This window comes from Aureimonas sp. OT7 (genome assembly GCF_014844055.1).
Taxonomy (GTDB): Bacteria; Pseudomonadota; Alphaproteobacteria; order Rhizobiales; family Rhizobiaceae; genus Aureimonas; species Aureimonas altamirensis_A.
On the sequence record NZ_CP062167.1, the window covers coordinates 3973448 to 3997251 of the forward strand.

At 63.8% G+C, this 23804-nt stretch carries 22 protein-coding genes and 2 pseudogenes; 17 read left to right on the forward strand and 7 right to left on the reverse strand.

What is annotated here, in order from left to right; translation table 11 throughout:
* Positions 1-2: 2 nt before the first annotated feature.
* Together IGS74_RS19015 and IGS74_RS19020 are read left to right on the forward strand one after the other, a co-directional pair.
* Positions 3-1115 (forward strand): ABC transporter permease, encoded by a 1113-nt coding sequence (locus IGS74_RS19015; RefSeq protein ID WP_192388270.1) that lies wholly within the window; start codon positions 3-5, stop codon positions 1113-1115.
* A 141-nt stretch (positions 1116-1256) separates the two neighbouring features.
* The gene (locus IGS74_RS19020; RefSeq protein WP_246722713.1) at positions 1257-1781 is read left to right on the forward strand and encodes a nuclear transport factor 2 family protein; all 525 of its coding nucleotides are present in this window, start codon (positions 1257-1259) and stop codon (positions 1779-1781) included.
* Positions 1782-2301: 520 nt separating this feature from the next.
* Here IGS74_RS19020 and IGS74_RS19025 read toward each other — a convergent pair.
* On the reverse strand, positions 2302-3288 hold the full coding sequence (locus IGS74_RS19025) for an NAD(P)-dependent alcohol dehydrogenase (protein ID WP_192388272.1): 987 nt from the start codon (positions 3286-3288) through the stop codon (positions 2302-2304).
* 78 nt (positions 3289-3366) lie between these two features.
* On the opposite strand from IGS74_RS19025, the gene IGS74_RS19030 reads away from it, so the two are divergent.
* The gene (locus tag IGS74_RS19030; protein ID WP_192388274.1) at positions 3367-3726 is read left to right on the forward strand and encodes a helix-turn-helix domain-containing protein; all 360 of its coding nucleotides are present in this window, start codon (positions 3367-3369) and stop codon (positions 3724-3726) included.
* A gap of 28 nt (positions 3727-3754) precedes the next feature.
* On the opposite strand, the gene IGS74_RS19035 is transcribed toward IGS74_RS19030, so the two are convergent.
* Positions 3755-4777, reverse strand: coding sequence for a zinc-binding alcohol dehydrogenase family protein (locus tag IGS74_RS19035; protein WP_192388276.1), 1023 nt, complete (start codon positions 4775-4777; stop codon positions 3755-3757).
* A gap of 100 nt (positions 4778-4877) precedes the next feature.
* Here IGS74_RS19035 and IGS74_RS19040 point away from each other — a divergent pair, with 100 nt between their 5' ends.
* Positions 4878-5774 carry a LysR family transcriptional regulator gene (locus IGS74_RS19040; protein ID WP_246722722.1) on the forward strand — a complete coding sequence of 299 codons (897 nt, stop codon included), beginning with the start codon at positions 4878-4880 and terminating at the stop codon, positions 5772-5774.
* 45 nt (positions 5775-5819) lie between these two features.
* Here IGS74_RS19040 and IGS74_RS19045 read toward each other — a convergent pair whose 3' ends face one another.
* Positions 5820-5981 carry a hypothetical protein gene (locus tag IGS74_RS19045; protein WP_192388278.1) on the reverse strand — a complete coding sequence of 54 codons (162 nt, stop codon included), beginning with the start codon at positions 5979-5981 and terminating at the stop codon, positions 5820-5822.
* Between the two features lie 228 nt (positions 5982-6209).
* Here IGS74_RS19045 and IGS74_RS19050 point away from each other — a divergent pair, with 228 nt between their 5' ends.
* Positions 6210-8012 carry an amidohydrolase gene (locus IGS74_RS19050; RefSeq protein ID WP_192388280.1) on the forward strand — a complete coding sequence of 601 codons (1803 nt, stop codon included), beginning with the start codon at positions 6210-6212 and terminating at the stop codon, positions 8010-8012.
* A gap of 172 nt (positions 8013-8184) precedes the next feature.
* The gene (locus tag IGS74_RS19055) at positions 8185-8421 is read left to right on the forward strand and encodes a hypothetical protein (RefSeq protein ID WP_192388282.1); all 237 of its coding nucleotides are present in this window, start codon (positions 8185-8187) and stop codon (positions 8419-8421) included.
* A gap of 24 nt (positions 8422-8445) precedes the next feature.
* Here the strand turns inward: IGS74_RS19055 and IGS74_RS19060 are convergent, their stop codons facing one another.
* Together IGS74_RS19060 and IGS74_RS19065 are read right to left on the reverse strand one after the other, a co-directional pair.
* On the reverse strand, positions 8446-8937 hold the full coding sequence (locus tag IGS74_RS19060) for a type II toxin-antitoxin system YhaV family toxin (protein ID WP_192388284.1): 492 nt from the start codon (positions 8935-8937) through the stop codon (positions 8446-8448).
* 1 nt (position 8938) lies between these two features.
* Positions 8939-9274, reverse strand: coding sequence for a type II toxin-antitoxin system PrlF family antitoxin (locus IGS74_RS19065; protein ID WP_030093186.1), 336 nt, complete (start codon positions 9272-9274; stop codon positions 8939-8941).
* Positions 9275-9429: 155 nt separating this feature from the next.
* Here IGS74_RS19065 and IGS74_RS19070 point away from each other — a divergent pair.
* From IGS74_RS19070 to ftsH, 5 genes and pseudogenes are all read left to right on the forward strand, one after another.
* Positions 9430-9687, forward strand: a pseudogene (locus IGS74_RS19070) (ETC complex I subunit); the annotation flags it as partial.
* Positions 9688-9748: 61 nt separating this feature from the next.
* A complete protein-coding gene (locus IGS74_RS19075; RefSeq protein WP_246722724.1) occupies positions 9749-10012 on the forward strand; it encodes a DNA-directed RNA polymerase subunit omega in 264 nt (87 codons plus the stop codon).
* 33 nt (positions 10013-10045) lie between these two features.
* Positions 10046-10411 (forward strand): SPW repeat protein, encoded by a 366-nt coding sequence (locus IGS74_RS19080; protein ID WP_192388286.1) that lies wholly within the window; start codon positions 10046-10048, stop codon positions 10409-10411.
* A gap of 101 nt (positions 10412-10512) precedes the next feature.
* Positions 10513-11895, forward strand: coding sequence for a DegQ family serine endoprotease (locus tag IGS74_RS19085; protein WP_192388288.1), 1383 nt, complete (start codon positions 10513-10515; stop codon positions 11893-11895).
* 15 nt (positions 11896-11910) lie between these two features.
* A complete protein-coding gene (gene ftsH, locus IGS74_RS19090; RefSeq protein WP_206688196.1) occupies positions 11911-13767 on the forward strand; it encodes an ATP-dependent zinc metalloprotease FtsH in 1857 nt (618 codons plus the stop codon).
* A 430-nt stretch (positions 13768-14197) separates the two neighbouring features.
* Here ftsH and IGS74_RS19095 read toward each other — a convergent pair whose 3' ends face one another.
* Complete coding sequence (locus tag IGS74_RS19095) at positions 14198-15100, reverse strand: LysR family transcriptional regulator (RefSeq protein ID WP_192388290.1); 903 nt, start codon at positions 15098-15100, stop codon at positions 14198-14200.
* 137 nt (positions 15101-15237) lie between these two features.
* On the opposite strand from IGS74_RS19095, the gene IGS74_RS19100 reads away from it, so the two are divergent.
* The 6 genes and pseudogenes from IGS74_RS19100 to IGS74_RS19125 all read left to right on the forward strand — a co-directional run bounded on the left by IGS74_RS19100 (position 15238) and on the right by IGS74_RS19125 (position 22982).
* The gene (locus IGS74_RS19100; RefSeq protein ID WP_192388292.1) at positions 15238-16011 is read left to right on the forward strand and encodes an SDR family oxidoreductase; all 774 of its coding nucleotides are present in this window, start codon (positions 15238-15240) and stop codon (positions 16009-16011) included.
* 141 nt (positions 16012-16152) lie between these two features.
* Complete coding sequence (locus tag IGS74_RS19105; RefSeq protein WP_192388294.1) at positions 16153-17088, forward strand: zinc ABC transporter substrate-binding protein; 936 nt, start codon at positions 16153-16155, stop codon at positions 17086-17088.
* A gap of 1297 nt (positions 17089-18385) precedes the next feature.
* A pseudogene (locus tag IGS74_RS20500) lies at positions 18386-18958 on the forward strand (metal-binding protein ZinT); the annotation flags it as partial.
* A 271-nt stretch (positions 18959-19229) separates the two neighbouring features.
* Positions 19230-20057, forward strand: a complete 828-nt coding sequence (locus tag IGS74_RS19115; RefSeq protein WP_192388298.1) for a phosphogluconate dehydrogenase C-terminal domain-containing protein — start codon at positions 19230-19232, stop codon at positions 20055-20057.
* A 64-nt stretch (positions 20058-20121) separates the two neighbouring features.
* Positions 20122-21162 (forward strand): Gfo/Idh/MocA family oxidoreductase, encoded by a 1041-nt coding sequence (locus tag IGS74_RS19120; RefSeq protein WP_192388300.1) that lies wholly within the window; start codon positions 20122-20124, stop codon positions 21160-21162.
* Positions 21159-22982 (forward strand): hypothetical protein, encoded by a 1824-nt coding sequence (locus IGS74_RS19125; protein ID WP_246722727.1) that lies wholly within the window; start codon positions 21159-21161, stop codon positions 22980-22982. Before IGS74_RS19120 ends, IGS74_RS19125 begins: the two co-directional genes overlap by 4 nt.
* Positions 22983-22990: 8 nt before the next feature.
* On the opposite strand, the gene IGS74_RS19130 is transcribed toward IGS74_RS19125, so the two are convergent.
* A complete protein-coding gene (locus IGS74_RS19130; RefSeq protein WP_039195441.1) occupies positions 22991-23704 on the reverse strand; it encodes a transcriptional regulator NanR in 714 nt (237 codons plus the stop codon).
* Positions 23705-23804 lie beyond the last annotated feature (100 nt).

Below are 23804 nucleotides of genomic sequence, written 5' to 3' on the forward strand. Positions count from 1 at the left end.
CCATGCTGTCCTCCAACATCCTGCAGCTCGGCATCAAGGAACTGCGCGGCCTCATGCGCGATCCGATCATGCTCGTGCTGATCGTGTTTTCGTTCACAGGGTCGGTCTACATGTCCGCCACTTCGTCGCCGGAGACCCTTAGCCGCGCGACCATTGGCATTGTCGACGAGGACCAGTCGCCTCTTTCCGGCAGGATCGCGACCTCCTTCTACGAGCCCTACTTCCTGAAGCCCCAGTTCATCACTGCTGCGGAGATGGATGTGCGGATGGACAACGGGCTCGACACGTTCGCGCTCGACATTCCCCCGAACTTCCAGCGCGACGTGCTGGCCGGCAAGTCGCCGTCCATCCAGCTCAATATCGACGCCACCCGCATGTCGCAGGCGTTCACCGGCGGCGGCTACGTGCAGAGCATCGTGAGCGCCGAAGTTTCGGAATATGTCAACCGTTACCGCGCTGACGCGGCCATGCCGATCGATCTCAATTTGCGGGCGCGCTTCAATCCCGAGCTCAACAAAGGCTGGTTCGGCGCGATCACCAGCATCATCAACAGCATCACCATGCTGTCGATCGTCCTGGCCGGTGCAGCCCTCATCCGCGAGCGCGAGCACGGAACGATTGAGCATCTCCTCGTCATGCCGGTCACGCCGCTTGAGATCATGATCAGCAAGGTCTGGTCGATGGGCGCCGTCGTCCTGGCGGCCTCCGCCTTCTCACTGATCGTGGTCGCGCAGTGGGCACTGGAGATTCCGGTCGCGGGCTCGGTGTTCCTGTTCCTGGTCGGCACGGCGCTGCTTCTTTTCGCAACCACGTCGCTTGGCATTTTCCTGGCGACGGTCGCCGGATCCATGCCGCAATTCGGCCTGCTGTTGATGCTGGTCCTTTTGCCGTTGCAGGTCCTGTCGGGCGGGTCGACCCCGCGCGAAAGCATGCCCGAGATCATCCAGACGGTCATGCTTGCGGCCCCCAATACGCATTTCGTCATCCTGGCGCAGTCGGTGCTGTTTCGCGGCGCGGGACTGGACGTCGTCTGGCCCCAGTTGCTCATGCTCATGCTGATCGGAACGGTATTCTTTATGGTCGCCCTGAGGCGGTTCCGGATATTCCTCCGGTAGAGCGTAAGGAGAAGCCCATTTCGGAAGACCGATGTCGAGACCGAAGGCTATCGCTCTTAGTTACGAAACGAAACGTGGCAGACAGCTTCGAGCCTACGCCCAGCTTCAGAGCATGCCGATCGCTGCACGGACTCAACCTAAATGGCCCCGGCAAACCCGGTGCAGTTCACTCCGCCCCTAGCGCCCGCCGCCGAAGCCTCGGAACGCAGCGCTCGGCGAAATCCCAATCAGAGAGAAAAAATCGACATGACAACGAACGAGAACATCATCCGCGAGGTCTATGCTGCAGCCGAAGGAACCTCGCTCGACGCAGGCAGGTTCGCCTCCTTGTTCCATGAGGATGGATATTTCCTGGACCAGGCATCCGGGATGCGGTGGACAGGTCCGGAAGTCCGTCAGCCCATCCACGGCCTCGCCGGCGCCTTTCCAGATATGCACCGTGAGCTGCTTTCCTTTTATTCGGTCGGCGATGCCGTGATAGTCGAGCTTCGGCTGCGAGGCACCCACCTTGGCGATCTTGTCACGGCCCAGGGCGTGGTGCCCCCGACAGGCGAAACGTTCGACATCCCGTGCTGCGATGTCTTCCACCTGCGGGATGGAAAGGTGGTCTCGTTCCATTGCTACAACGAGTTTCCGGCGTGGCTGAACAGCTTGCCGGGTCGGTGAGTTCCCTGAGGCATCTACACCTTAACCTTTGGATTGGGAACGGCGCGCGAGATCGCAGGGAACGACGATCGAGACGGTCGGAGCAGTCACGCAATGAATTTTTGGGAAGGCGGACACCCTTCCAGAAACCTGTGGCTGATGCAGCAGTTGACCGGCTCAGGTGATTTATCCAAGTGGCGATGGCGTCGGCAACGGTTGAATCGCTTTCCGTCTCGATGCCCAATGATTGCATCGGCGGCAGACCCGGAGGCGCGATTTTGTAAAAGTGCGTCAGGTCGGAAATGTCGCGGCCTTAGTTGGCAGCGTGGTTCGATCTGCACCGCCAGCTTACCGAGTCTGGGGTCATGCAAGACGCCGATGAGGTCGCCGTCCGCGACCACCTGCGCTGGCGCGCGCAGGTGGTCGCGGACGTAGCCGTTATCGGGCCGTATCCGCTCCCGGACCTTCCGACGAATCTCTTGAGCGTGTCGGTGGTGAAACCTGTTTGCCAGGTGCGGTGTCCGGCCGCAGCACCTTCCGATCAGCAGGCGACCTGGATCACCAGCTTCCCGAAATGGCTGGCGCTCCCGAGTTTCTCATAGGCCGCTTCGGCGTCCTCGAACGCGAATAGCTGATCGATCTGCGGTTTGATGCCGGTCGCGACCAGCGCCTTGAGCGTCGCCACGGGGCCGACATAGATGCCTTGCAGCGTGATCCGCTTCTCCAGGATCGAGCCGGTGTCGATGGGACCATCAAAGCCGGAAATCACGCCCATAAGGGAAATCCGCCCGCCGAAGCGCGTGGCCTTCAGCGTCCTGTTGAGGGTCGCGGGACCCACGACATCGATGGCGAGATCGGCGCCGGTCGCGTCCGTCAGGCGCAGCACTTCGTTTTCCCAATCCTCGCAGGCGCGATAATTGATCACCTCGTCGGCCCCCAGCGCTCGAGCGCGCTGCGCTTTCTCGTCCGAGCTCGATATCATGACGACGCGCGCACCTGCCATCTTCGCCAACTGCAAGGCAAAGACCGAAACGCAACCCGTGCCGAGAAGCAGCACCGTTTCCCCGGGCTGGACCGGACGACGCTCGAACAGCGCCGACCACGCGGTAACTCCGGCACAGGGCAGCGCCGCGGCTTCCTCGAAGGTCATGGAGTCCGGGATATGCACGACACCGGTGGCGGGCACGACCAGGCGTTCGGTCAGGACGCCGTCCATGCCGGGACCGCCCAGGCTGGTCGCCTTCTTGGCGGGCGAAAATTCGCCTTCGACCCAGCCGGGCATGAAGCCGATGACGACGCGATCCCCGATCGCGAAGCCTTCGACACCTTCGCCGACAGCCGCAACCACGCCGGCGCCGTCCGAGAGCGGCACCACGTCACTGAATTTCGTGGAAAGGATCAGGTCACGATAATTGAGAGACGCGGCCTTGATGTCGACCGAGATCATGCCGTGGCCGGGTTGCACCGCCTCGAAGGCGCCGAGTTCAAGTCGTGGGCTTTCTTTGCCGGTCAGAGTGTAGCGCCGCATGGTGCCTCCTTTGCAAAGACCTAAGTTAAGCCTAAAGTGACTATGTCGTAAGAACGTACATTCTAGGCATGTAGTATCATGGATGATACCGTCGCTGCTCGACGAAACCGGCGAAAGGCAGGCCGTACCGGCTGTGCGGTCGAGGCGACGCTTTCCGTTATCGGCGGGGTGTGGAAGCCGGTCCTCCTGTTCCATCTTCTCGAAGGCAAATTGCGCTTCAACGCGCTTTGCCGGCTCACGCCTTCCGCGACACCGCGCATGATCACGCTCCAGCTCCGGGAACTGGAGGCGGACGGGATCATCGACCGGATCGTCTATCCGGAGGTGCCGCCGAAGGTGGAGTATGAGCTGACCGATCTCGGCAGGTCGCTGGCTCCCGTGCTGCTCAGCATGCGCGACTGGGGCGACCGGCTTCAGGCGCTGGAGTCCGAAGCTTGAACCAGCCGAGCATCAACGGCGGCAGGGCTCAGGCCAGGGCAACCACGACTTTCTCTCCAGAGACGCCGGCCTTCTGCATCTCAAGAGCCTGCTGAAGCGCCTCGAGGCCGTGGCCGGCGATCCTGGCTGGGGGCGCGGCGACATAGGTGCCTTCGGCGAGCGCGCGCGGCAGGAAATCGCGGTAGATCATCGGGCCGACCTCGTCATCCTTGAGGCTCGGTCCGATGATGTGCGCCGCGTCCACGCCCTCCGGGCGCTCTTCGGGCGGGGTCAGCGTCGCGGCCACCGTGCGCACGCCTTCGGATGCGCCGACCACGGCGAAACAGTCGACGATGCTGCCGGTCGCGTGCAGCGTGCCGGCGAGGCGCCGGCAGCGCAGGGCCGCGAGCACGTCGTCCACGAGGCTCGGACTGGAATAGTCGAACACCTCGCTCGCGCCCAATTTCTTCAGCATCTCGCCCTGGCGCGCCGAAGCCACGGTGATGCAGCGGTAGCCGGACGCCACCGCGAGCTGGATTGCGTTGCAGCCCACGCTGGAGGCGCCGCCCCAGACCAGAACGACCTCATCGCGCGCCACCCGGCTGAGGGAAGGGCCGGGCAAGGCCAGGTTCGTTTTCCCGTACAAGCCGACCGCAGCGGTGCCGAGCCCCAGCGGCAGCACGGCCGCCTCGGTGAAGGCCATGCGATCCGGGATGGGCGCCGCCATATGTTCGAGGACGATGGTGTGCTGCTGGAGCGCGCCCTGGGCGGGGTCGTTGACGGTGGTGGAGACAGCCTGGCCGATCACCCGGTCACCGACCTTGAACCGCTCGACGTCGGCGCCGACCGCGGCCACCTCGCCCGCGACGTCGCTGCCGAGGATCGTCGGATAATCCAGCCACGGCAGGAGCGCGTTGTCCTGCAACAGCCAGTCGATCGGATTGATCGCGATGGCCGCGTTGCGGATCAGGATCTCGTTGGCGGCAGGCTGCCGCAGGTCGGCTGGGCCGATGTGCAGCTTCTGCCCCGGCGCTTGCTGCCAGGCCGCGAGGTTCTCGATGCGTTGGGTCATCACGTCTCTCCAGCGTTGAGTTGGACGTGAATCTAGTCGCTCGTTTATTACCGATAAAGCCGCTATAATGGGATGAACTGTTGATCTGGAGGAAGCAATCGTGGACGGCGGGCAGTATTCCGAACTGACGGCCTTCATGGCGATCCACGAGGCGCACAGCTTCCGCGACGCCGCGCTTCGCCTCGGCGTGACCCCGTCCGCGCTCAGCCGCACGCTGCGCCGGCTGGAGAACCGGCTAGGACTGCGGCTGCTCAACCGCACAACACGCAGCGTGAGCCCGACCGAGGCCGGCACGCTGCTCTATGCGAAGCTCGCGCCCGCCGTCGCCGGGCTGGAAGCGGCCGTCGACGATGTGGCGGCGCTTGGCAATGATCCTGTCGGCACGGTTCGGCTCAACCTGCCGAGGCTCGCGGCGGAACTGATCCTGATGCCGCGCCTGGCGGGCTTCGCGGCGCTTTATCCCCGCGTGCGGCTGGAGATGATCATCGACGATACGCTGACGGACGTGGTGGCCAAGGGGTTCGACGCAGGGATCCGGATCGGCGAACGACTGGCGCAGGACATGACCGCCGTTCGCCTCACGCCGGCCATTCGCGTCGCGGTGGTGGGGTCTCCCCGCTACTTCGCGGGACACGCGCCGCCGCAAATGCCGCGCGATCTTTCCCGACACGCCTGCATCACCTACCGGTGGGCCGCAACCGGACAGCTTCACCGTTGGCATTTTCAGGGGCCGGACGGCGCAATGGAGGTCGATGTCGAGGGGCCGCTCGTTATCAACGACACCGGCTTCATCCGTGACGCCGCGCTCGCCGGCCTCGGGCTCGCCTACCTGCCGGAAGCGGCCGTGGAGCCGCACATAGCCGGCGGCACGCTGGTCCGGGTGCTGGAACCCTGGTGCCAGCCGTTTACGGGCTTCTATCTCTACCACCCCGGCCGTCATCAGACCCCGCCCGCCTTACGCGCACTCATCTCGTTTCTTCAGGGGGAGGACGGATAGCGCGCCACAACGTGCCTCCGTGCCGCGGCCGACCGTCCCTCGCGCTTACCAGGGCAGGATGCCGTCCTCATTGGTGAAAATGCCGGTCGGCCCCTGTTCGTCGGCCGTGGCGAGGCGCACGATGATCCCGGCCGCCTGCGCGACTGTGCGATGGCCCGAATGGTTGGTGAAATCGGTCTTGGTATAGCCGGGATCGGCGCCGTTCACGCGGAGCCGAGAAGCCGGCGCGCCGCTGGCGTAATGCCACGGGTGTTAGCCACCTCCACAAAGGTGCGAAGTGTCTCAATATCCATTTGCGTTTCCAATTCTGCAACACTGCGTGGCGTTCGAGCGCCCTACCGTCGCATAGCTCACAATGTCAGTGTCTGTCTCGCCAGCGATGTGGAGCCATCTTCCGCAGATGGCGCATCGTCAAAAAAGTTGAACGAGAATGAGATGATCGGAAAAACACTTATTGCGCTTGTCGTGACGTTCTCGCTCACCGCGGCTCGGGCACAAGCTCAGGGTAATGTCGGCGCCGACCTGATCGTGATCAACGCAAAAATCTTCACGGGCAACCGGGCGCAGCCCGAAGCTTCGGCCTTGGCCGTCAAGGAAGGCCGCATCTATTCTGTAGGCTCTGATGCGGACATTCTCGATCTTACGAATTCCGAGACCGACGTGATCGATGCGCGAAGCCGCAGGCTCATACCCGGCATCATTGATGCGCATACCCACGTCCTCAACGACTTGGCCTACAATTATAATGTGAGATGGGACGGAGTGCCGACGTTGAGTCGTGCCTTGTGCATGCTGAGCGAGCAGGCAGAGCGCACACCGGAAGGCCAGTGGGTCAAGGTGATCGGAGGCTGGTCTCCCTATCAGTTCGAAGAGAACCGCTTCCCCACGTTGGACGAACTGCGCAAGGCCGTGCCCGATCATCCGATGATCGTGCAATATGCTTATAACCGCGCCTTCCTGAACCGGCAGGCAATGCAGGAGCTCGGCGTGGGCACCGATCGGTTCCCGCAATTGCCGGATGTCGAATTCGAGATGGACGACCACGGCAATCCCACCGGCGTCGTCCACGGCTATACATGGCTGTTTCTCGCCCTGGAGGCCATGGTGCCGCAGCCGAGCTTCGACGAACAGGTAAGTTCAATCACCTACAGCACTCACGGTCTGAACCGTGTCGGCGTGACCTCTGCAATCGATAATGGCGGAAGGTGGCCCTACCCCGAGGCCCAGGCGCGAGTGAATGTGCTTGCGCGAGACAACCGCCTCAACGTGCGCATGCCCTTCGTAGACTTGCAGCTCGGCGAAGGCGGACCGGTCAACATGGTCGATCTCGAAATCGAGGCGATCACGAAAACCGCGCCGGTCAGCCCCGGCCAGAACCTGCATCCCACCCTGACGCATGGCCATGTCTATCGTGGGGCCGGAGAGGTTCTAAGCGCGGACGTACACGATCACGAGAACTTCGATCATCCCGCGGTCATCATCGACCCGGAGACGATGCGGCGCTTCGTCGTAGAGGACGTGGCAAAGCTGATCGAGCGGCGCATCCCGTTTCGCATGCATGCCAGCTATAACGAGAACATCACTCCGTTTCTCGACGCTTTGGAGACGGTGAACGAAACGACCCCGATCGATGGCCTGCGCTGGAGCCTCGAGCACGCGGAAACCATCAGCCCGGAGAACATCGACCGGGTGAAAAATCTCGGGGGCGCTATCGCGCTCGACGCCAAGATGGCACTGCACGCCGATGGGTTCGTAGAGACATATAGTCGTGAGAAAGCTTTGGAGACGCCGCGCCTGCGCGCACTTGTGGATAGTGGCATCCCTCTGGCCATGACCACCGACGCATTCCGCGCGGCGACTTTCAATCCATGGGTGGGCATAAGCTGGATGGTATCCGGTAAGTCCGTCTCCGGATCGGAGGTTCTCGCCGAGCATAATAAACTTTCCCGTGCCGAGGCCCTGGAACTGTTCACCAAAGGCGCCGCCTGGTTCATGAACGCAGAAACGGAATTGGGCGCAATCGCCCCTGGCCATCTGGCGGACTTTGCCATCCTAGACCGAGACTATTTCACCGTGCCGGAGGACGAGATCCGTTCCATCACGTCCGTCCTAACCGTCATGGACGGTAGGGTCGTGTTCGGTGCGCAGGAGTATGCCGATCTGAAACCGGAACTGCCAGCACCCCTTCCGGAGTGGTCGCCCGTGAGATACTTCGGAACCTATTTCGGGGAAAAATGAACCCGGCGCTCGGGATGCTCATAACGGAGAGGGCGATATCATCTAGTAGGCGGTTTTGGGTGTCCTTTGGCCCGCCAAGGCCGCCCATATACCCCCCCATAATGGGCTTCAGCGATGCGTCGATCGCGGTTGCGGACGCGCGGCGGAACTCCCGCAGCGACGGATTGACCTGATGAGACAGAGTGAACGGCACGCCCGGCAGATGCGTCTCGAGCAACCGGCCCAATCGAATTTCGTGTTCGGGGTTGATAATGGACCACAGAAAGCGGACGGCTTCGACGTCGCTGTCGCGAAGCCGTTCGATGACCTCCACCGCCTCGTCGAGCGCAAGATAGTGCCGGTGGCCCGGCAAAACTGTCACAGAACCCGCTCCGCGGCCTGCGGATACTTTCCGAAAGCGCTGCCTTGAACCGTGTAACACCGCCGCCATTCGTCATGGATTTGGGGGCGAAGCTTTTTCCCGCCGTGCAACGGCCTTGGGATCGGAAGCCTGCTTGTGCAGCGCGTCCCAATCGTCGGGCGGATTGCCGTCATCCAGCATCCCTTTGAAGACCTTGTAGGCGTCCGTTTTGGAGCCGTAGGTGCGCAAGCTGTTTTCGTCGTTCACCCAGGCGAAGATGATGACCTTGCTGGTGCTGCTATAGCGGAAAAAGAGTCGGAAACGACCATTGCCGAACTTGGCACGAAACCAACGCTTGCGGTCATCACCAAGGGTCGCGCCCTGGCGATAGATGGACGCTGTCGGGTCCGATGGCACATTGACGGTGACGAGCTGGACCAAGGACGCGAGCAACTTGGCATCGGCAGATTTTTGATAATCGTCCGGTTTCTTCGCTTTGAGCGCATCGACCGCCTCGATCAGCTTTTCCCATTGATCGAGAAAGAGAGGGTGTGCGAGGACGGTCCAGCCATTGATTGTCGGCATATCAGATCGAAACGTCCCCCTCGATCTCGGCATCGAGATCGACCGTCATGCCCGCCGTTAGGGCAACGGCCCGGTCGAGCAGGGACTGCGGGAACGGAAGAACAGATTTCTCGGGGTGCTTCGCCATGTCGCGCGCGAGAAATTCGAGAAAACGGTCGATCACGGGATCGGCGGTTTCTTCAATCTCGGCCTTCTGGACATAGACGCGGTGCTGTTCATCGATGAGAAAGGCAATGCGTCCGCCATAGTCAACGCCCAACGCCTGCCGAACGGACTTCGGCACAGTGGTCTGTCCCTTGGCGGTGATCGTGCTTTCTTCTTTCAGCAGCGCGCCCATGGGTTTGGCTCCAAATTTGATCCTCGGCATATGTAAGGAAATTTCCTTGCTCAGTCAAGGAAGACTATCCCACCCGCTACCTGGCAGGCGGGCCGACACCGTTCACCAGCCGCGACAAGGCAGAGAAGCCGACGCATCCGCCACCAGCAATGCAGAATCGCAACGACCCGTCCGGTCCGGAAAGCTGGACGTCGCCCATGGGCGTGGTCCGCGATCCGGCGCTGACGCTGGACGCTAAGCGCTCGATCCTGATGAACTGGGCCTGGACGGAGTACCTGATCGACCAGGCGACCAACGAAGGCATGCCTGAAAACAGCCGGCCATCGCGCCTCGACGAGGTCGAGCAGGCGCTGCTCGCGCTCGAAAGCATGGCTGCCGACCGGGATGATTCAGGCGCACGCAAGGCGGCGTGAGGTGCAGCGATGGACCCGCATGTCGTCTTCGATTGCCAGAAGGTTCTACCGAACCGGTTCGTTGACGCTTGCTGCTGCCGCCCGAAGCCGGGCGCTCGGCCGGGGTGCCGAGCCGCGGCTCGATCCGAACCATGCCAGCGTGAGCGACCTCGCGCTGCATGAGATCGCAGCGGGCATGTTCACGCGAACCGAGCTTGCACCGTTCCTGCCCGGAGAGGGCGGAAGGCCGTCTCTTCCGCCACCCGATCCGGATTCCAGGCTTCGCGACGGCGGTTGCGAAATCGCCGTCGCACCCGCCTCCCGCTCCCGGAAGACGGTTCATTGATGACGCAACCCAACTGACAAGGAGAAATGAACGATGCTGAAATCTCTGTCTTCCAATAACCGGACAGCGTTCGATTTCGTCAATATCGTCGCCGGTCTCGGTCTGCTGCTGTCGCCCTGGTATCTCGGCTACGCGACTGAAGCCTATGCTGCATGGAATGCCTGGATCGTCGGCGCTGCCGTGGCGCTGATTGCGGTTGCCGCGCTCTCGGCGTTCCATCAGGTCGAGGAATGGGCCAACGCCGCGCTCGGCCTCTGGGCCGTGATCGCTCCGTGGGTCCTCGGCTTTTCTGCCGTCACGTTCGCGACGTGGGCGCATGTGATCGCCGGTCTTGTCGTCGCCGTCCTCGCGGCGGTTAGCCTCTGGTTCACGACAAACCGTCCTCTCTCGACAGCGTAACGTCGTATCTGGCCCGGCCTCCGGCAGGGCCAGATTTACACCCTCCGTCTGACCTCAGGCGGAAAGGAGGAAATAACGTCTGGTCAAAACGGAGATCGCTTATGTTCAGGAACATTACAGCCCTGCGTCCAGCCATAATCACGTTCTGCGTAACCCTTGCCTTCGCGGGAGGATTGCCGCCCGTCGCAATCGGACAGACCGCTCCGGGCATTGCAGGAGAGCTTCCCACCCTTGCCCCTGTGCTTGAACGGGTGACGCCGGCCGTCGTCAACATCTCCGTCGTCTCGGAAACGCCCGCGACGTCCAATCCACTCTACAATGATCCGTACTTCCGGCGGTTCTTCGATCTTCCAGAAGCGCCGCCAGCGCGGCAGCGCATGAGCGCCGGTTCAGGCGTGATCGTCGACGCGGCCAAAGGCCATGTGCTCACCAACCATCACGTGGTTGCCAATGCCCGCGAAATCACCGTCACGCTGAAGGATGGGCGCCATATGCGCGCCGAGCTTGTCGGCTCGGACCAGGCAACGGACATCGCCCTTCTTAAAATCGAAGGCAGCAATCTCGTCGCGCTGGAGATCGGCGATTCGAACCGACTCAAGGTCGGCGACTATGTGGTCGCCATCGGCAATCCCTTCGGCCTCGGGCAGACGGTGACCTCCGGCATCGTCAGCGCGCTCGGCCGCAGCGGCATCAGCAATGACGGCTATGAGGATTTCATCCAGACGGACGCTTCCATTAACCCCGGAAACTCCGGCGGCGCCCTGGTGACGCTGGACGGCAGGCTCATCGGCATCAATACGGCGATCCTCACCCCCGCAGGCGGCAACATTGGCATCGGCTTCGCAGTGCCCAGCAACATGGCGGTTTCCGTCATGAACCAGTTGATCGAGCACGGTGAGGTCCGGCGCGGTAGGCTGGGTGTCGGTATCCAGGACCTCACGCCCGACCTCGCGGAGGCGCTCCAGCTCGGGGAACTTCGCGGAGCGGTAATAGCCAATATCGAACCCGGCTCGCCGGCCGAACGAGCCGGACTGCAAGTCGGCGATGTGATCACCGCCGTCGACGGGCACCCCGTTCAGGGCGCGACCGACCTCAGAAACCGCATCGGCCTCACCCCTGCCGGCAGCGCAATCAGCCTGACGCTCAAACGTGGTGATACCGAGCAGACCATTAGCGTTACGATCGCTGCGGAGACTGGCGCATCTGCTGACTTATCCGGAACGCCGTTCGATGGCGCCCGGATGCGGGATGCTTCCCGGTCCGAGGCACATCAAGCCGGAGCCGATGGCATCGTGATCGAGAGCATCCTTCCCGGCAGTCCGGCAGCACGGGCCGGCCTTCGAGCGGGCGACATGATCGTGGCGGTCAACCGATCGCCGGTTTCGTCCGTGGCGGATTTGCGCAGCGCGATCGCAGGCCAGCGCACGATACTGGCGCTGGAGATGATCCGCGACGGCGGCAGACTTCTTCTGGTCGTGAGATAACCGGGAGCGGCCACGATGGAAATGAACAAGAAAACGCAGTTCAACATCTGGTACTGGATCGCCGCCTTCTTCATCATGTTGGCCTTCCAGTACCTGTTCACGACCGCCACGCAGGTGGCGCAGATTCCCTACAGCCAGTTCGAGACTTATCTCGACCAGAACCGGATCGCGGAAGTGGCCGTATCGGACCGCTTCATCCAGGGCCGCTTCACGGAGCCGGTGGATGGCCGTCCGATGTTCGTCACCACCCGCGTCGAGCCCGACCTCGCGCGGCGGCTCCAGGAGCACGGCGTCGTCGTCACCGGGCAGATCGAGAGCACCTTCCTGCGTGACTTGCTCTCTTGGGTGCTGCCGGTGGCGCTCTTCGTCGGCATCTGGATGTTCATGCTCAGGCGCATGGGTGGCGGCCTCGGCGGCGGACTGATGCAGATCGGCAAGTCCAAGGCCAAGGTTTACGTCCAGTCCGACACCGGCGTGACCTTCGCGGATGTGGCGGGCGTCGACGAAGCCAAGGACGAACTCAAGGAGATCGTCGACTTCCTGAAGGACCCGCAGGGCTACGGCCGCTTGGGCGGGCGCATGCCGAAAGGCATCCTGCTCGTCGGCCCGCCCGGCACGGGCAAGACCCTGCTCGCGAGGGCCGTGGCGGGCGAGGCGGGCGTACCATTCTTTTCGATCTCCGGTTCCGAGTTCGTGGAGATGTTCGTCGGTGTCGGCGCCGCGCGCGTGCGCGACCTCTTCGAGCAGGCCCGCGCCAAGGCCCCGGCCATCATCTTCATCGACGAACTCGACGCGCTTGGCCGCGCCCGCGGCATCGGCCCGATGGCTGGCGGCCACGACGAGAAGGAGCAGACGCTCAACCAACTCCTCGTCGAGCTGGACGGGTTCGATTCCTCGACCGGTCTCGTGCTGCTTGCCGCCACCAACCGCCCGGAAATCCTCGACCCGGCGCTGCTGCGCGCCGGCCGCTTCGACCGGCAGGTGCTGGTCGACCGGCCTGACAAGGCTGGCCGCGTGCAGATCCTGAACGTGCATCTCAAGAAGGCCAGGCTCGCCCCGGATGTCGAGCCGGAGAAGATCGCGGCGCTCACCCCCGGCTTCACCGGCGCCGACCTCGCCAATCTGGTCAACGAGGCGACGCTGCTTGCGACCCGCCGCAAGGCCGACGCCGTGACGATGGACGACTTCAACAATGCGGTGGAGCGCATCGTCGCCGGCCTTGAAAAGCGCAACCGGCTGCTCAATCCGAAGGAGCGCGAGATCGTCGCCTATCACGAGATGGGGCATGCCCTGGTGGCGATGGCGCTGCCGGGCGTCGATCCGGTCCACAAGGTCTCGATCATCCCGCGCGGCATCGGCGCGCTGGGCTACACCATCCAGCGGCCGACCGAGGACCGCTTCCTGATGACGCTCGAAGAATTGCAGGACAAGATGGCGGTGCTGCTCGGCGGCCGGGCAGCGGAGAAGATCGTGTTCGGCCATCTCTCGACCGGCGCGGCGGATGACCTCGCAAAGGTCACCGACATCGCCCGCGCCATCGTCACCCGCTACGGCATGTCGGAAAAACTCGGCCATGTCGCGCTTGAGAAGGACCGGCGATCCTTCCTTGCCACCGACCAGCCCTATTACGGGCCGCAGGAGCGCAGCTATTCCGACAAGACGGCTGCGGCCGTAGACGAGGAGGTACGCCGGGTGGTCGACGAGACGTTCGACCGGACCGTCGACCTGTTGACGCAACGCCGGGACCTGCTTGAACGAACCGCCCGCCGGCTGCTGGAAAAGGAAACGCTCGACGAGCGGGAGATACGGGAGCTTGTCGGCGAGGCGGACGACCCCGCCCCGTTGGATGAAAATGAGCAGGTTACAGTCTAGTCCTGTATGCCCCGTGTCGTTGCCAGCGGCTGCGTAAGGAACCGCACTCGACTGAGCACCGTGATTTGGTCGGGAATTCCACTGTCATTTCAGTGAGTTCCGGACGATTTTCCGGCGCCATTTAGAGGGCTATAGCGTAAACGTAGTTATTATCTGCGCCCGGTGCGGTGCGCCATTTCAATATTGTAAGGCCGAAGACATAGGTAATAGATCGTACCTAGGACATGGGTGACACCTCGTGCCGAATGGGTTGTCGATGGTTTGCAGTGTTCTCTGGTCCAGGTCGATATATCCCAGATCGCAGTACATGAAGCTCACGATCCAAATGGCATCGTACCGGGCTTGACCTTACAGCGTCGATCTCTGCGATCCCAGCCGTCTGCAAGCGCCTTGAGGACAGCCTTCCCGCGAGCAGGCCGCTCGTCATTCGTCACACCTCCGGATGCCGCTTCAGCAGGTCCTCGAGCCAGGCGGCGAAAATCTGCGCCCGGCGAGGGAGACCCTGCCTGTGTGGATAGAGCAATGTCATCGGCATGGGCTCGGCGCGATAGTCGGGCATGACCTCGACCAGATCGCCGGCATCGATGTAGCCTCGCACGTCGTAAGCCGGAATCTGGATCAGGCCGAGGCCGGCAAGGCAGCACGCGATATATGCTTCTGCGCTGTTCACCGTGACACGCCCGCGCAGCGGCGCCGTGCGCAGGGCGCCGTCTTCCACCCATTCCCAAGCCTCCACTCGGCCGCTTGAGGGAGAAGCATAGTTAACCGCCCAATGCTGCCCGAGATCGCCCGGCGCCAGGGGTGTTCCATGGCGCGCCAGGTAAGCGGGGCTTGCAACATTGGTCAGCGCCAATGTGCCGATCGGGCGGGCAACCAGCGCGGAATCGCTCAACGGACCGACCCGAAGCACGCAATCCATACCATCTTCCATCAGGTTCACCGCGCGATCGGTAACTCCAAGGTCGATGTCTATCTGTGGGTAGAGGTCAAGAAACTCCGCAAGCGCCGGTGCGATAACCAGGCGTCCGATCCGACCGGGAACATCGATGCGCAGCCGTCCCGAAGGTTGCGACGACGCCTGTCGAAACAGATTTTCCGTGTCCTCCACATCCGCGATCACCCGCTGGCACCGTTCGTAGAAGGCCGCTCCGTCCTGCGTGGGTGCGACCTTGCGTGTGGTGCGATGCAGCAGGCGCGCGCCCACACGCCCTTCCAGCTCCTGCACAGCCGCCGAGACGGACGAGCGAGGCATGCCGAGCGTGTCGGCCGCGCGCGTGAAGCTCGCACATTCGACGACGCGGCTGAAGATACGGAAAAGGTCGATGCGGTCCACGAGGGCAGCGCCTCCATTGTGCAGCGTTTCTGACAACTCATGTCAGAATGATCGTCTTTATCGTCCAATGCCAGACGGTATCGTCCTGCCCGGGAAGCGGCCGCCGGTCTGGCCGCACCGGGCAAAGGAGACGACCCATGGCCGATCACAGCATCAAGGGTAAAACCGTCATCATCGCCGGCGGGGCAAAGAACCTGGGCGGGTTGATCGCACGCGATCTTGCCGCGCATGGCGCGAAAGCCATCGCCATCCATTACAACAGCGCGGCCACGAAGGCCGATGCCGACGCAACGGTGGCCGCGGTCAAGGCAGCCGGAGCCGAAGCCGTCGCCATCCCGGCAGACCTGACGACAGCGGGCGCCGTCGAGACATTGTTCAGCGATGCCGTCGCCGCGATCGGCAGGCCGGACATCGCCATCAACACGGTCGGCAAGGTCTTGAAGAAGCCGATCGCCGAGACGACCGAAGCAGAGTACGACGAGATGAGCGCGGTGAACGCCAAGAGCGCATTCTTCTTCATCAAGGAAGCCGGCAAGCACCTCAATGACAACGGCAAGCTCGTGACGCTCGTCACCTCGCTGCTTGGGGCCTTCACGCCCTTCTATGCGACCTACGCCGGCACGAAGGCCCCCGTCGAACATTTCACGCGCGCAGCTTCGAAGGAGTTCGGCGAGCGCGGGATTTCAGTAACGGCGATCGGCCCCGGCCCGATGGATACTCCCTTCTTTTACGGTCAGGAAAGCGCCGATGCGCAGGCCTATCACAAGACCGCGGCGGCGCTCTCGCCCTTCTCGAAGACGGGCCTGACCGATATCGAGGACATCGTTCCCTATATCCGCTTCCTGGTCTCGGACGGGTGGTGGATGACCGGCCAGACCATCCTGGTCAATGGCGGCTATACGACCAAGTAGGCGTGACGCAGCGGTTGCCTACCGGCAGCCGCCGCTCATGAGTGACTTCACAGCCGCGTGAACAGCGCCAGACCCCGTTGACGTAATGTAATAACATAACATAGTCATGCGCCCAGCCGCGAAGTCGAGGGGTTGGAGCGCATGGCCATTTCAAGACGGATAATCGGTGCCCTCGCCTTTGCGGCCGTGATTGCATCGCCCGGCGGGAATGCCTTCGCCGAGCCGCTTCGCGTCGTTGCCAGCTTCTCGATCATCGGCGATTTCGCCGCACAGGTGGGCGGCGACCTTATCGAACTTCAAACGCTTGTCGGCCCGAATGGCGACGCCCATGCCTATGAGCCACGCCCAGGGGACGCCGCGGCCCTTGCACGGGCGGATGTGGTCCTTACCAACGGGCTGGAGCTGGAAGGCTTTCTGGATCGGCTGATCACCGCCAGCGGCACGAAGGGGCAGATCGTGACGCTGACCGATGGCGTGCCGGCGATCGATGAACCGGGTGGCGGCCACTACCATTTCGTCAACGGTAAAGCGATCTTCCATGCCGGCGCGGTGAATGCCCATGCGTGGCAGTCGGTACCCAATGCCAAGCTCTATGTGGGCAATATCCGCGACGCCTTCTGCCGGGCCGACGCAGCCGGATGCCACTCCTACACGGACAGGGCCGACGCCTGTCTTGCGGCGCTGGACAGCCTGGATCGCGATATTCGCGATACACTGGCAACGCTGCCGGAAGGACGCCGCACCGTCGTCGTGGGGCATGACGCCTTCGGCTACTTCGAACAGGAATATGGAATCCGCTTCCTGTCTCCGCAGGGTATCTCCACGGCGTCCGAAGCCTCCGCCGCCGACGTGGCTGGGCTGATCGAGGAGATGCGCACAGCCGACGTCCGGGCGATCTTTGCCGAGAACATCAGCGACTCCAGACTTGTCGAAAGGATTGCATCGGAGGTGGGTGTGCAGCTCTCCGGCACGCTCTATTCCGATGCCCTGTCGCCGGCCGACGGCCCCGCGCCGGGCTACATCGCCATGATGCGGCACAATTTGGCCCTCCTGGCGAAAGCCCTGTCCGCCGGTTGAGGCCGGGCGCCCTGTCCGGCGCCACACTTCCCCCCTTTCCCTACCACGCACATCAAGGATGCGAATTATGTTGCGAAGACTGAGCTGCGCGACGGGCATCGTGCTCGTCCTGGCAGGTACCGGCATGGTGCAAGCAGAGGATGGGCACGACGACGTTACCCTGTACCGCGTTTTCGTTGCCGACCATGCGGAGCCCCGTATCACGGCGTTCGATCTGACCGAACCCGCCAATCGCTGGAGCTTCGAGACGACCGGGCAGAGCCGGCTTTATCCCATCGACGATGGTGCGGCCATCGCCGCCGTCCAGTCCGGGTCCGATGTGGTGCATTTCCTGCGCAGCGGCGTCACGCTGAGCGCGCATGGAGATCATGCCGACATCCAGATAACGAATCCGTCCAGCCTGCCGGAAACCCTCTCCGGGCCGCGACCCTTCCACCTGATCGACCATGGCGGCAAGGTCGCCATCAACTTCGACGATGGGGGATATGCCGGCATTCTCGACACTCATGCCCTGACCGCAGGCACGGTGGCGGAACGACGCCTGCCGCAGGGGCGCGCCCATCACGGCTATGTCGCGCCGATCGGTGATGGCTGGCTCACCACCCTCGCATCGGATGCGCCGGTCGATGGCGATACCGCGCCGTCGCGCATCGGCCTCCAGCCCGTGGATCTGGACGGCAATCCGACCGGCGAGGCCGCGGCCTGCACGGCCATCCATGGCGAGGCATTTTCCGGCGCCTATCTGGCAACCGGCTGCAAGGAAGGCATCCTGACGGTGACGGCGGGCGAAAGCGGGCCGGTCTTCAAAATGCTGGACTATCCGGCCGGCCTGCCTTCCGGGCAAAGCACCGGAACGCTGCTCGGCTCGACGGCGATGCAGGTATTCCTCGGCAACTACGGTGCCAAGGGCCTGTTGGTGGTCGACCCCGTCGATGCACCGCACCTGCGCTATGTCGAACTGCCGTTCCGCCGTATCGACTTTACGCTCGACCCGGCCAATGCCCGCTTCGCCTACGTCTTGACGGAGGATGGAACCCTGCACCGGTTCGACATGCTGGAGGCGAAGGTGACGGCCAGCGCGCGCGTTACCGAGCCCTATTCGATGGACGGACACTGGAGCGATCCCCGCCCGCGCCTTGTCATGGCGGGCGACGAAGTGGTGATGAGCGATCCGAAGGCCGGCCTGGTCCGGCGCATCGCCAAGGCCGATTTTGCGGAAATCGGCACGGTTGCCGTCGACGGCATGCCCTTCAACATCGCCGTCGTCGGCGGAAGCGGCGTCGTTCACGATCACGCGGGCCAAGATCACGCAGGACATGCGCACAGCCACGGCGACCCTCGGATCTACCAGGGGTATTTCGAGGATGCCGAGGTTGCGGACCGCCCCCTGTCGGACTACGCCGGGGACTGGCAGTCGGTCTATCCCTACCTGCAGGACGGAACCCTCGACCCCGTCTGGGCGCATAAGGCGGAAGGCGGCTCGATGAGCGCCGACGCGTACCGCGCCGAGTACGAAACCGGCTATCGCACCGATGTCGAACGCGTCACGATCGAGGGCGATACGGTGACCTTCTACCGCAACGGCAAGCCGACTGGCGGCACCTACGCGTATGACGGACGCGAAATCCTGACCTACAAGAAGGGCAATCGCGGCGTGCGCTTCGTTTTCGAGAAGACCGGTGGCGATGACGACGCACCGCAATTCATCCAGTTCAGTGACCACAAGATCGCTCCGGAAAAGACCGATCACTTCCACCTGTACTGGGGCGACGACAGGGCCGCACTGCTGGAAGAGGTCACCAACTGGCCGACCTACTATCCCTCGGCGCTCGATGCCGACCAGATCGTAGAGGAAATGCTGGCTCACTAAGGCCAGCACCTTCTGCGCGCCCGGCCCGCATCGCAGGACAATACACGCCGGGCGCGACAAATATATACTCGTCATACCAGTTGACGGAATGATGACATGCCGTGGTATAGAGACCCTGCTGGGAGGCAGGGTCGCGCGGTAGCCGCCGCGCTGGCCGGGAAATCTCTTCGGCCCGCAACGCGCAAGCGCATGGCGGGCCAATCCTTTGCCTCTCCGCAGTTCTGCTTGGCGGCCAACGCGCCGCGACGCTGCCAGAGGAAAGGAATTCAGCATGACTTCGATCGCCCTGTTCGGCGCCGGTGGCAAGATGGGCTACCGTTTGGCCAGCAACCTCAAAGGCTCGCGCTTCGACGTGCGCCATGTCGAGCCCAGCGAAGCCGGCGCAAAGCGCCTCAAGGACGGTCTGGGCTTCGATTGCGTGCCTGCGGAAGCCGCGCTCGAAGGCGCCGAAGTCGTCGTGCTGGCCGTACCGGACACGCTGATCGGCAAGGTTGCCAGTGGCATCGAGAAAAACCTGAAGCCCGGCACCATCGTCGTCGTGCTCGATGCGGCCGCCCCCTTCGCCGGCCACCTGCCCGACCGCCCGGACCTGACCTATTTCGTGACCCATCCGTGCCATCCGCCGATCTTCAACGACGAGACGGACATGGATGCCAAGCGTGACTTCTTCGGTGGCATCGCCGCCAAGCAGCATATCACTTCCGCCCTGATGCAGGGCCCCGAAGAGCATTATGCGCTGGGTGAGGAAGTTGCCAAGGTGATCTGGGCGCCGGTCATGCGCTCGCACCGCGTTACCGTCGAGCAGATGGCCCTTTTGGAGCCGGGCTTGTCCGAAACCGTGTGCGCCAGCCTGTTGGTAGCGATGAAGGAAGCCATGGACGAGGTCGTGGCGCGCGGCGTGCCGAAGGAGGCCGCCCGCGACTTCCTACTGGGCCACATGAACGTGCTCGGCTCCGTGATCTTCGAGGAGACCCCCGGCGTGTTCTCCGATGCCTGCAACAAGGCCATCGAGTTCGGCAAGCCGATGCTGATGCGCGACGACTGGAAGCGCGTCTTCGAACCGGAAGAGCTGGCCGCCTCCATCCGGCGCATCACCTGATTCCGGTTGTCTCAAGGCCCTGCCGGCTCGCCGGCAGGGTCGTTTTTGCGCGGAGGACGTAAGAATGGGAAATGCCGGAGACAGGCTCCAGGGCGCGCTGATCGGATGCGGCTTCTTCGCCGTCAACCAGATGCACGGATGGGCCGATATCGCCGATGTCGACATCGTGGCCGTCTGCGACCGCGATTCCGGCCGCGCGAAGGCCATGGCCGAACGCTTCGCCGTGGCCAGGGTCTATGACGATGCCGCGGCGATGATGAAGGCGGAATCGCTCGATTTCGTCGACATCGCGACGACGCCGCCCAGCCACCGCGCCCTGGTGGAGCTTGCCGCGGCCCACCGCATTCCCGCCATCTGCCAGAAGCCCTTCGCCCCCCGGCTGGACGATGCACGCGCAATGGTGGCCGCCACGCAGGAAGCCGGCACCGCGCTGATGGTGCACGAGAATTTTCGCTGGCAATCGGCCATTCGGGCGGCAGCCGCCGCCCTGCGATCCGGCAGCATCGGCCGGCCATTCTTCGGCCGCGTCTCCTTTCGCTCGGCATTCGATGTCTACGCCGCGCAACCCTACCTTGCCACGGGCGAGCGATTCATCATCGAGGATCTCGGCATCCACGCGCTGGATGTCGCACGCTATGTGTTCGGCGACGTTTCCGGCATCACCGCGCGGATCGCCCGCGTCAATCCGGCGATCCGGGGCGAGGACGTCGCCACGATGATGCTCGACCACGCGAGCGGCGTCACCAGCATCGTCGACTGCTCCTACGCCACGCGGCTGGCCGAGGAGCATTTCCCCGAAACGCTGATCGAGATCGACGGCGCCGAAGGCACGATTCGTCTGGATGCGGGCTATCGCCTGACGGTCACCACGGCCGCCGGCAGCCGCGTCGAAGACGTATCGCCGACGCTTCTGCCATGGGCCGAGCGGCCCTGGCACAACATCCAGGAAAGCGTTCTTGCGATCCAGCGGCACTGGGTGGACTGCCTGCGCGGCGGCGTCGAGCCGGAGACATCCGGGACCGACAATCTGAAGACGCTGGCGCTCGTCGAGGCGGCCTATCTCAGCGCCGCCGAGGGCCGCAGCATCGATCCGGATACGCTGTGACGACGCGCGCCGACATGGCCCTCCACGGCACGCCCGATGCGACGGCCGAAGCCCGCACGCTGCTTGCCGGCCGCCTGTCGGCGGAACTCGTATCCGGTGGCCTGCGGGACATTCGCTACGACGGACATGAGGTCTTGCGCGCCATAGACTATGTCGTCCGCGACCGCGACTGGGGCACCTGCGACCTAGCCGTAACCGACCTGGAGATCGATGAGACGCAGGCAGGGTTTTGCATCCGCTATGCCGCCGGGTGCACCGCTGCGGATGGGACGTCGCTGCATCTTCGCGCGCACATCGAGGGGGCCGCAGACGGCACCCTGTCCTTCACCGTCGACGCCACGCCGCACGGCGCGTTCGAGACCAACCGCACGGGGTTCTGTGTCCTGCACCCCATTGAGGGTGTCGCCGGCGCGCCGGTGCGGGTCACCCATACGGACGGGACCACGCAAGAAGCCCGCTTCCCCGACCTGATCGAGCCATGGCAGCCATTCAAGGACATAAGGGCGCTTGGCCATTCTCCGGCTCCCGGCCTGTGGGCCACCTGCCGTATGGAGGGCGATACGTTCGAGATGGAAGACCAGCGGGCCTGGTCAGACGCATCGTACAAAACCTATGTGCGGCCGCTCAGCCTGCCGTGGCCCTACCGCCTGACGCCGGACCTGCCCCTGCGGCAGAGCGTGACGTTGACCGTCCGCCGGTCGGTGGAGGCGGTACCGAAGAGCCGACCGGACGTCGTGTCGATACGGCTGGGCGAGCGTCTGCCGACATACATGCCGCCCATCGGCGTCGCCATCTCGCCCGGCGAAATCGGCCATATGGACGCCGCGCGCGACGCTCTGGCAGGGCTGAACCCGCAATCCCTGCTCCTGACATACGAGCCCGGGATCGGCCATGGCGCAGCCGAGCTGGCACGGCTTGCCATGCTGGCGGAGGCCGTTCCGGAGGCCGAGCGCGTGCTGGAATTCGTCGTCCCGACATCCGGCCCCCTGGGTCGCGCTTTCGACGCCGCCGCGGCGGCCGTCCGGCAATGCGGGCTTGCGCCGCATGCCGTCGCGGCGCTGGCGGATGTCGACCGCCAATCGACCCCTCCCGGCAGCGCATGGCCACCCTGCCCGCCGCTGGAAGACATTTATGCAGAGGCGCGCCGGGCCTTCCCGGGCGTCCTTATCGGCGGCGGCATGTTCAGCTATTTCACGGAGTTTAACCGCAAGCGCGTACCGGCCGCACTTCTGGATTTCGTCACGCATGCCACCTGCCCCATCGTCCATGCGGCGGACGACCGCAGCGTGATGCAGACGCTGGAGGCGATCCCCTACATCACACGGTCCACACGCAGCTTCATCGGCACCGCGGCCTATCGCCTGGGCCCCACCACCATCGGGATGCGCCAGAACCCCTATGGCTCGCGCACCATGCCCAATCCCGACGGCAGGCGCATTGCGATGGCGTATGACGATCCGCGCGGACGCACTGCATTCGGCGCGGCCTGGCTGGTGGGCTATGCCGCACGGCTTGCCGGCACGAGCCTGCAATGCTGGACGGCGGGCTCCCTTGGCGGACCGCGTGGCGCGATCCTGCCGGATGGCGGCAAGACGCCTGCTTTCGCGGTGCTCGCGACGCTGGCAAGCCTTGCCGGCCGGCCACGCATCGCGCTCAAGAGCGATGCGCCCGAACGGGTCGACGGCTTCGCCGTGCCGAATACCGATGGCTCCACGGTGCTGTGGCTCGCCAATCTGACCGCCGACGTCCAGCAGGTGGACCTGGAGGGCGAAACGGCGACCCTTGCCCCCTACGCTCTTCTGAACCGGGTCGACCCATGAAGCCGCGGTCAACCGGCCTGGTGGACGTAAAGCTCGCGCGATCGCTCGAGGTGGCGTACCAGCGCCGCTTCCGCCGCCTCCGGATTGCGGTCTGCCAGCGCATCCAGCAGTTCCTGATGCTCGACCAGCGTCACGTTCTCGCGGCCGGACCAGATCAGAAGTTCCGTGTGGTACTGTTTGAGCCAACCCAGCATGGAATGCGACACCGCCTCCAGGATCGGGTTGCCGCAGATGGCCGCGATGCGCGTATGAAACTGCATGTCGGCCGCGATGAAGGCGTCGGGCCGGCCCAGTACGGCGCGCTGCGCTTCGAGAAGAGCGCCAAGCGCGGCGATGTCGGCGTCCCGGGCGCGCTCGGCGGCCTGCCGCACCACGCCGCGCTCGAACAGGATGCGCGCTTCCTTCAGATGATCCAGCGCTGCCGGAGACGTCGACAGCATGATCTCGGCCGCACGGTCCACCTGCCGCACGACGGATTGCGGCGTCATGGCCAGCACCCGTGCACGCTCGCCATGGCTGATCGCGATCAATCCCATGCCGGCCAGCGCCTGCATCGCCTCTCGTATGGCAGGGCGCCCGACGCCGAAGCGCGCCATCAGGTCTCGCTCGGCCGGCATCGCATCGCCGGGGGCAAGCTCGCCCGACACGATCATGCCCTTGAGACGGTCGAAGACCTCGTCCGACAGCTTGCGGCGAACGATCGGCTCCGGGGTCGTGTCCATGAATCTGGTCCTGCACGGCGCGGCGCACGGTGCCCCGCTGGTGTGATCACCATACCACTATCGGTTTCCGTCTGGAAACGCTCCAGTCTTGAAGGCATGG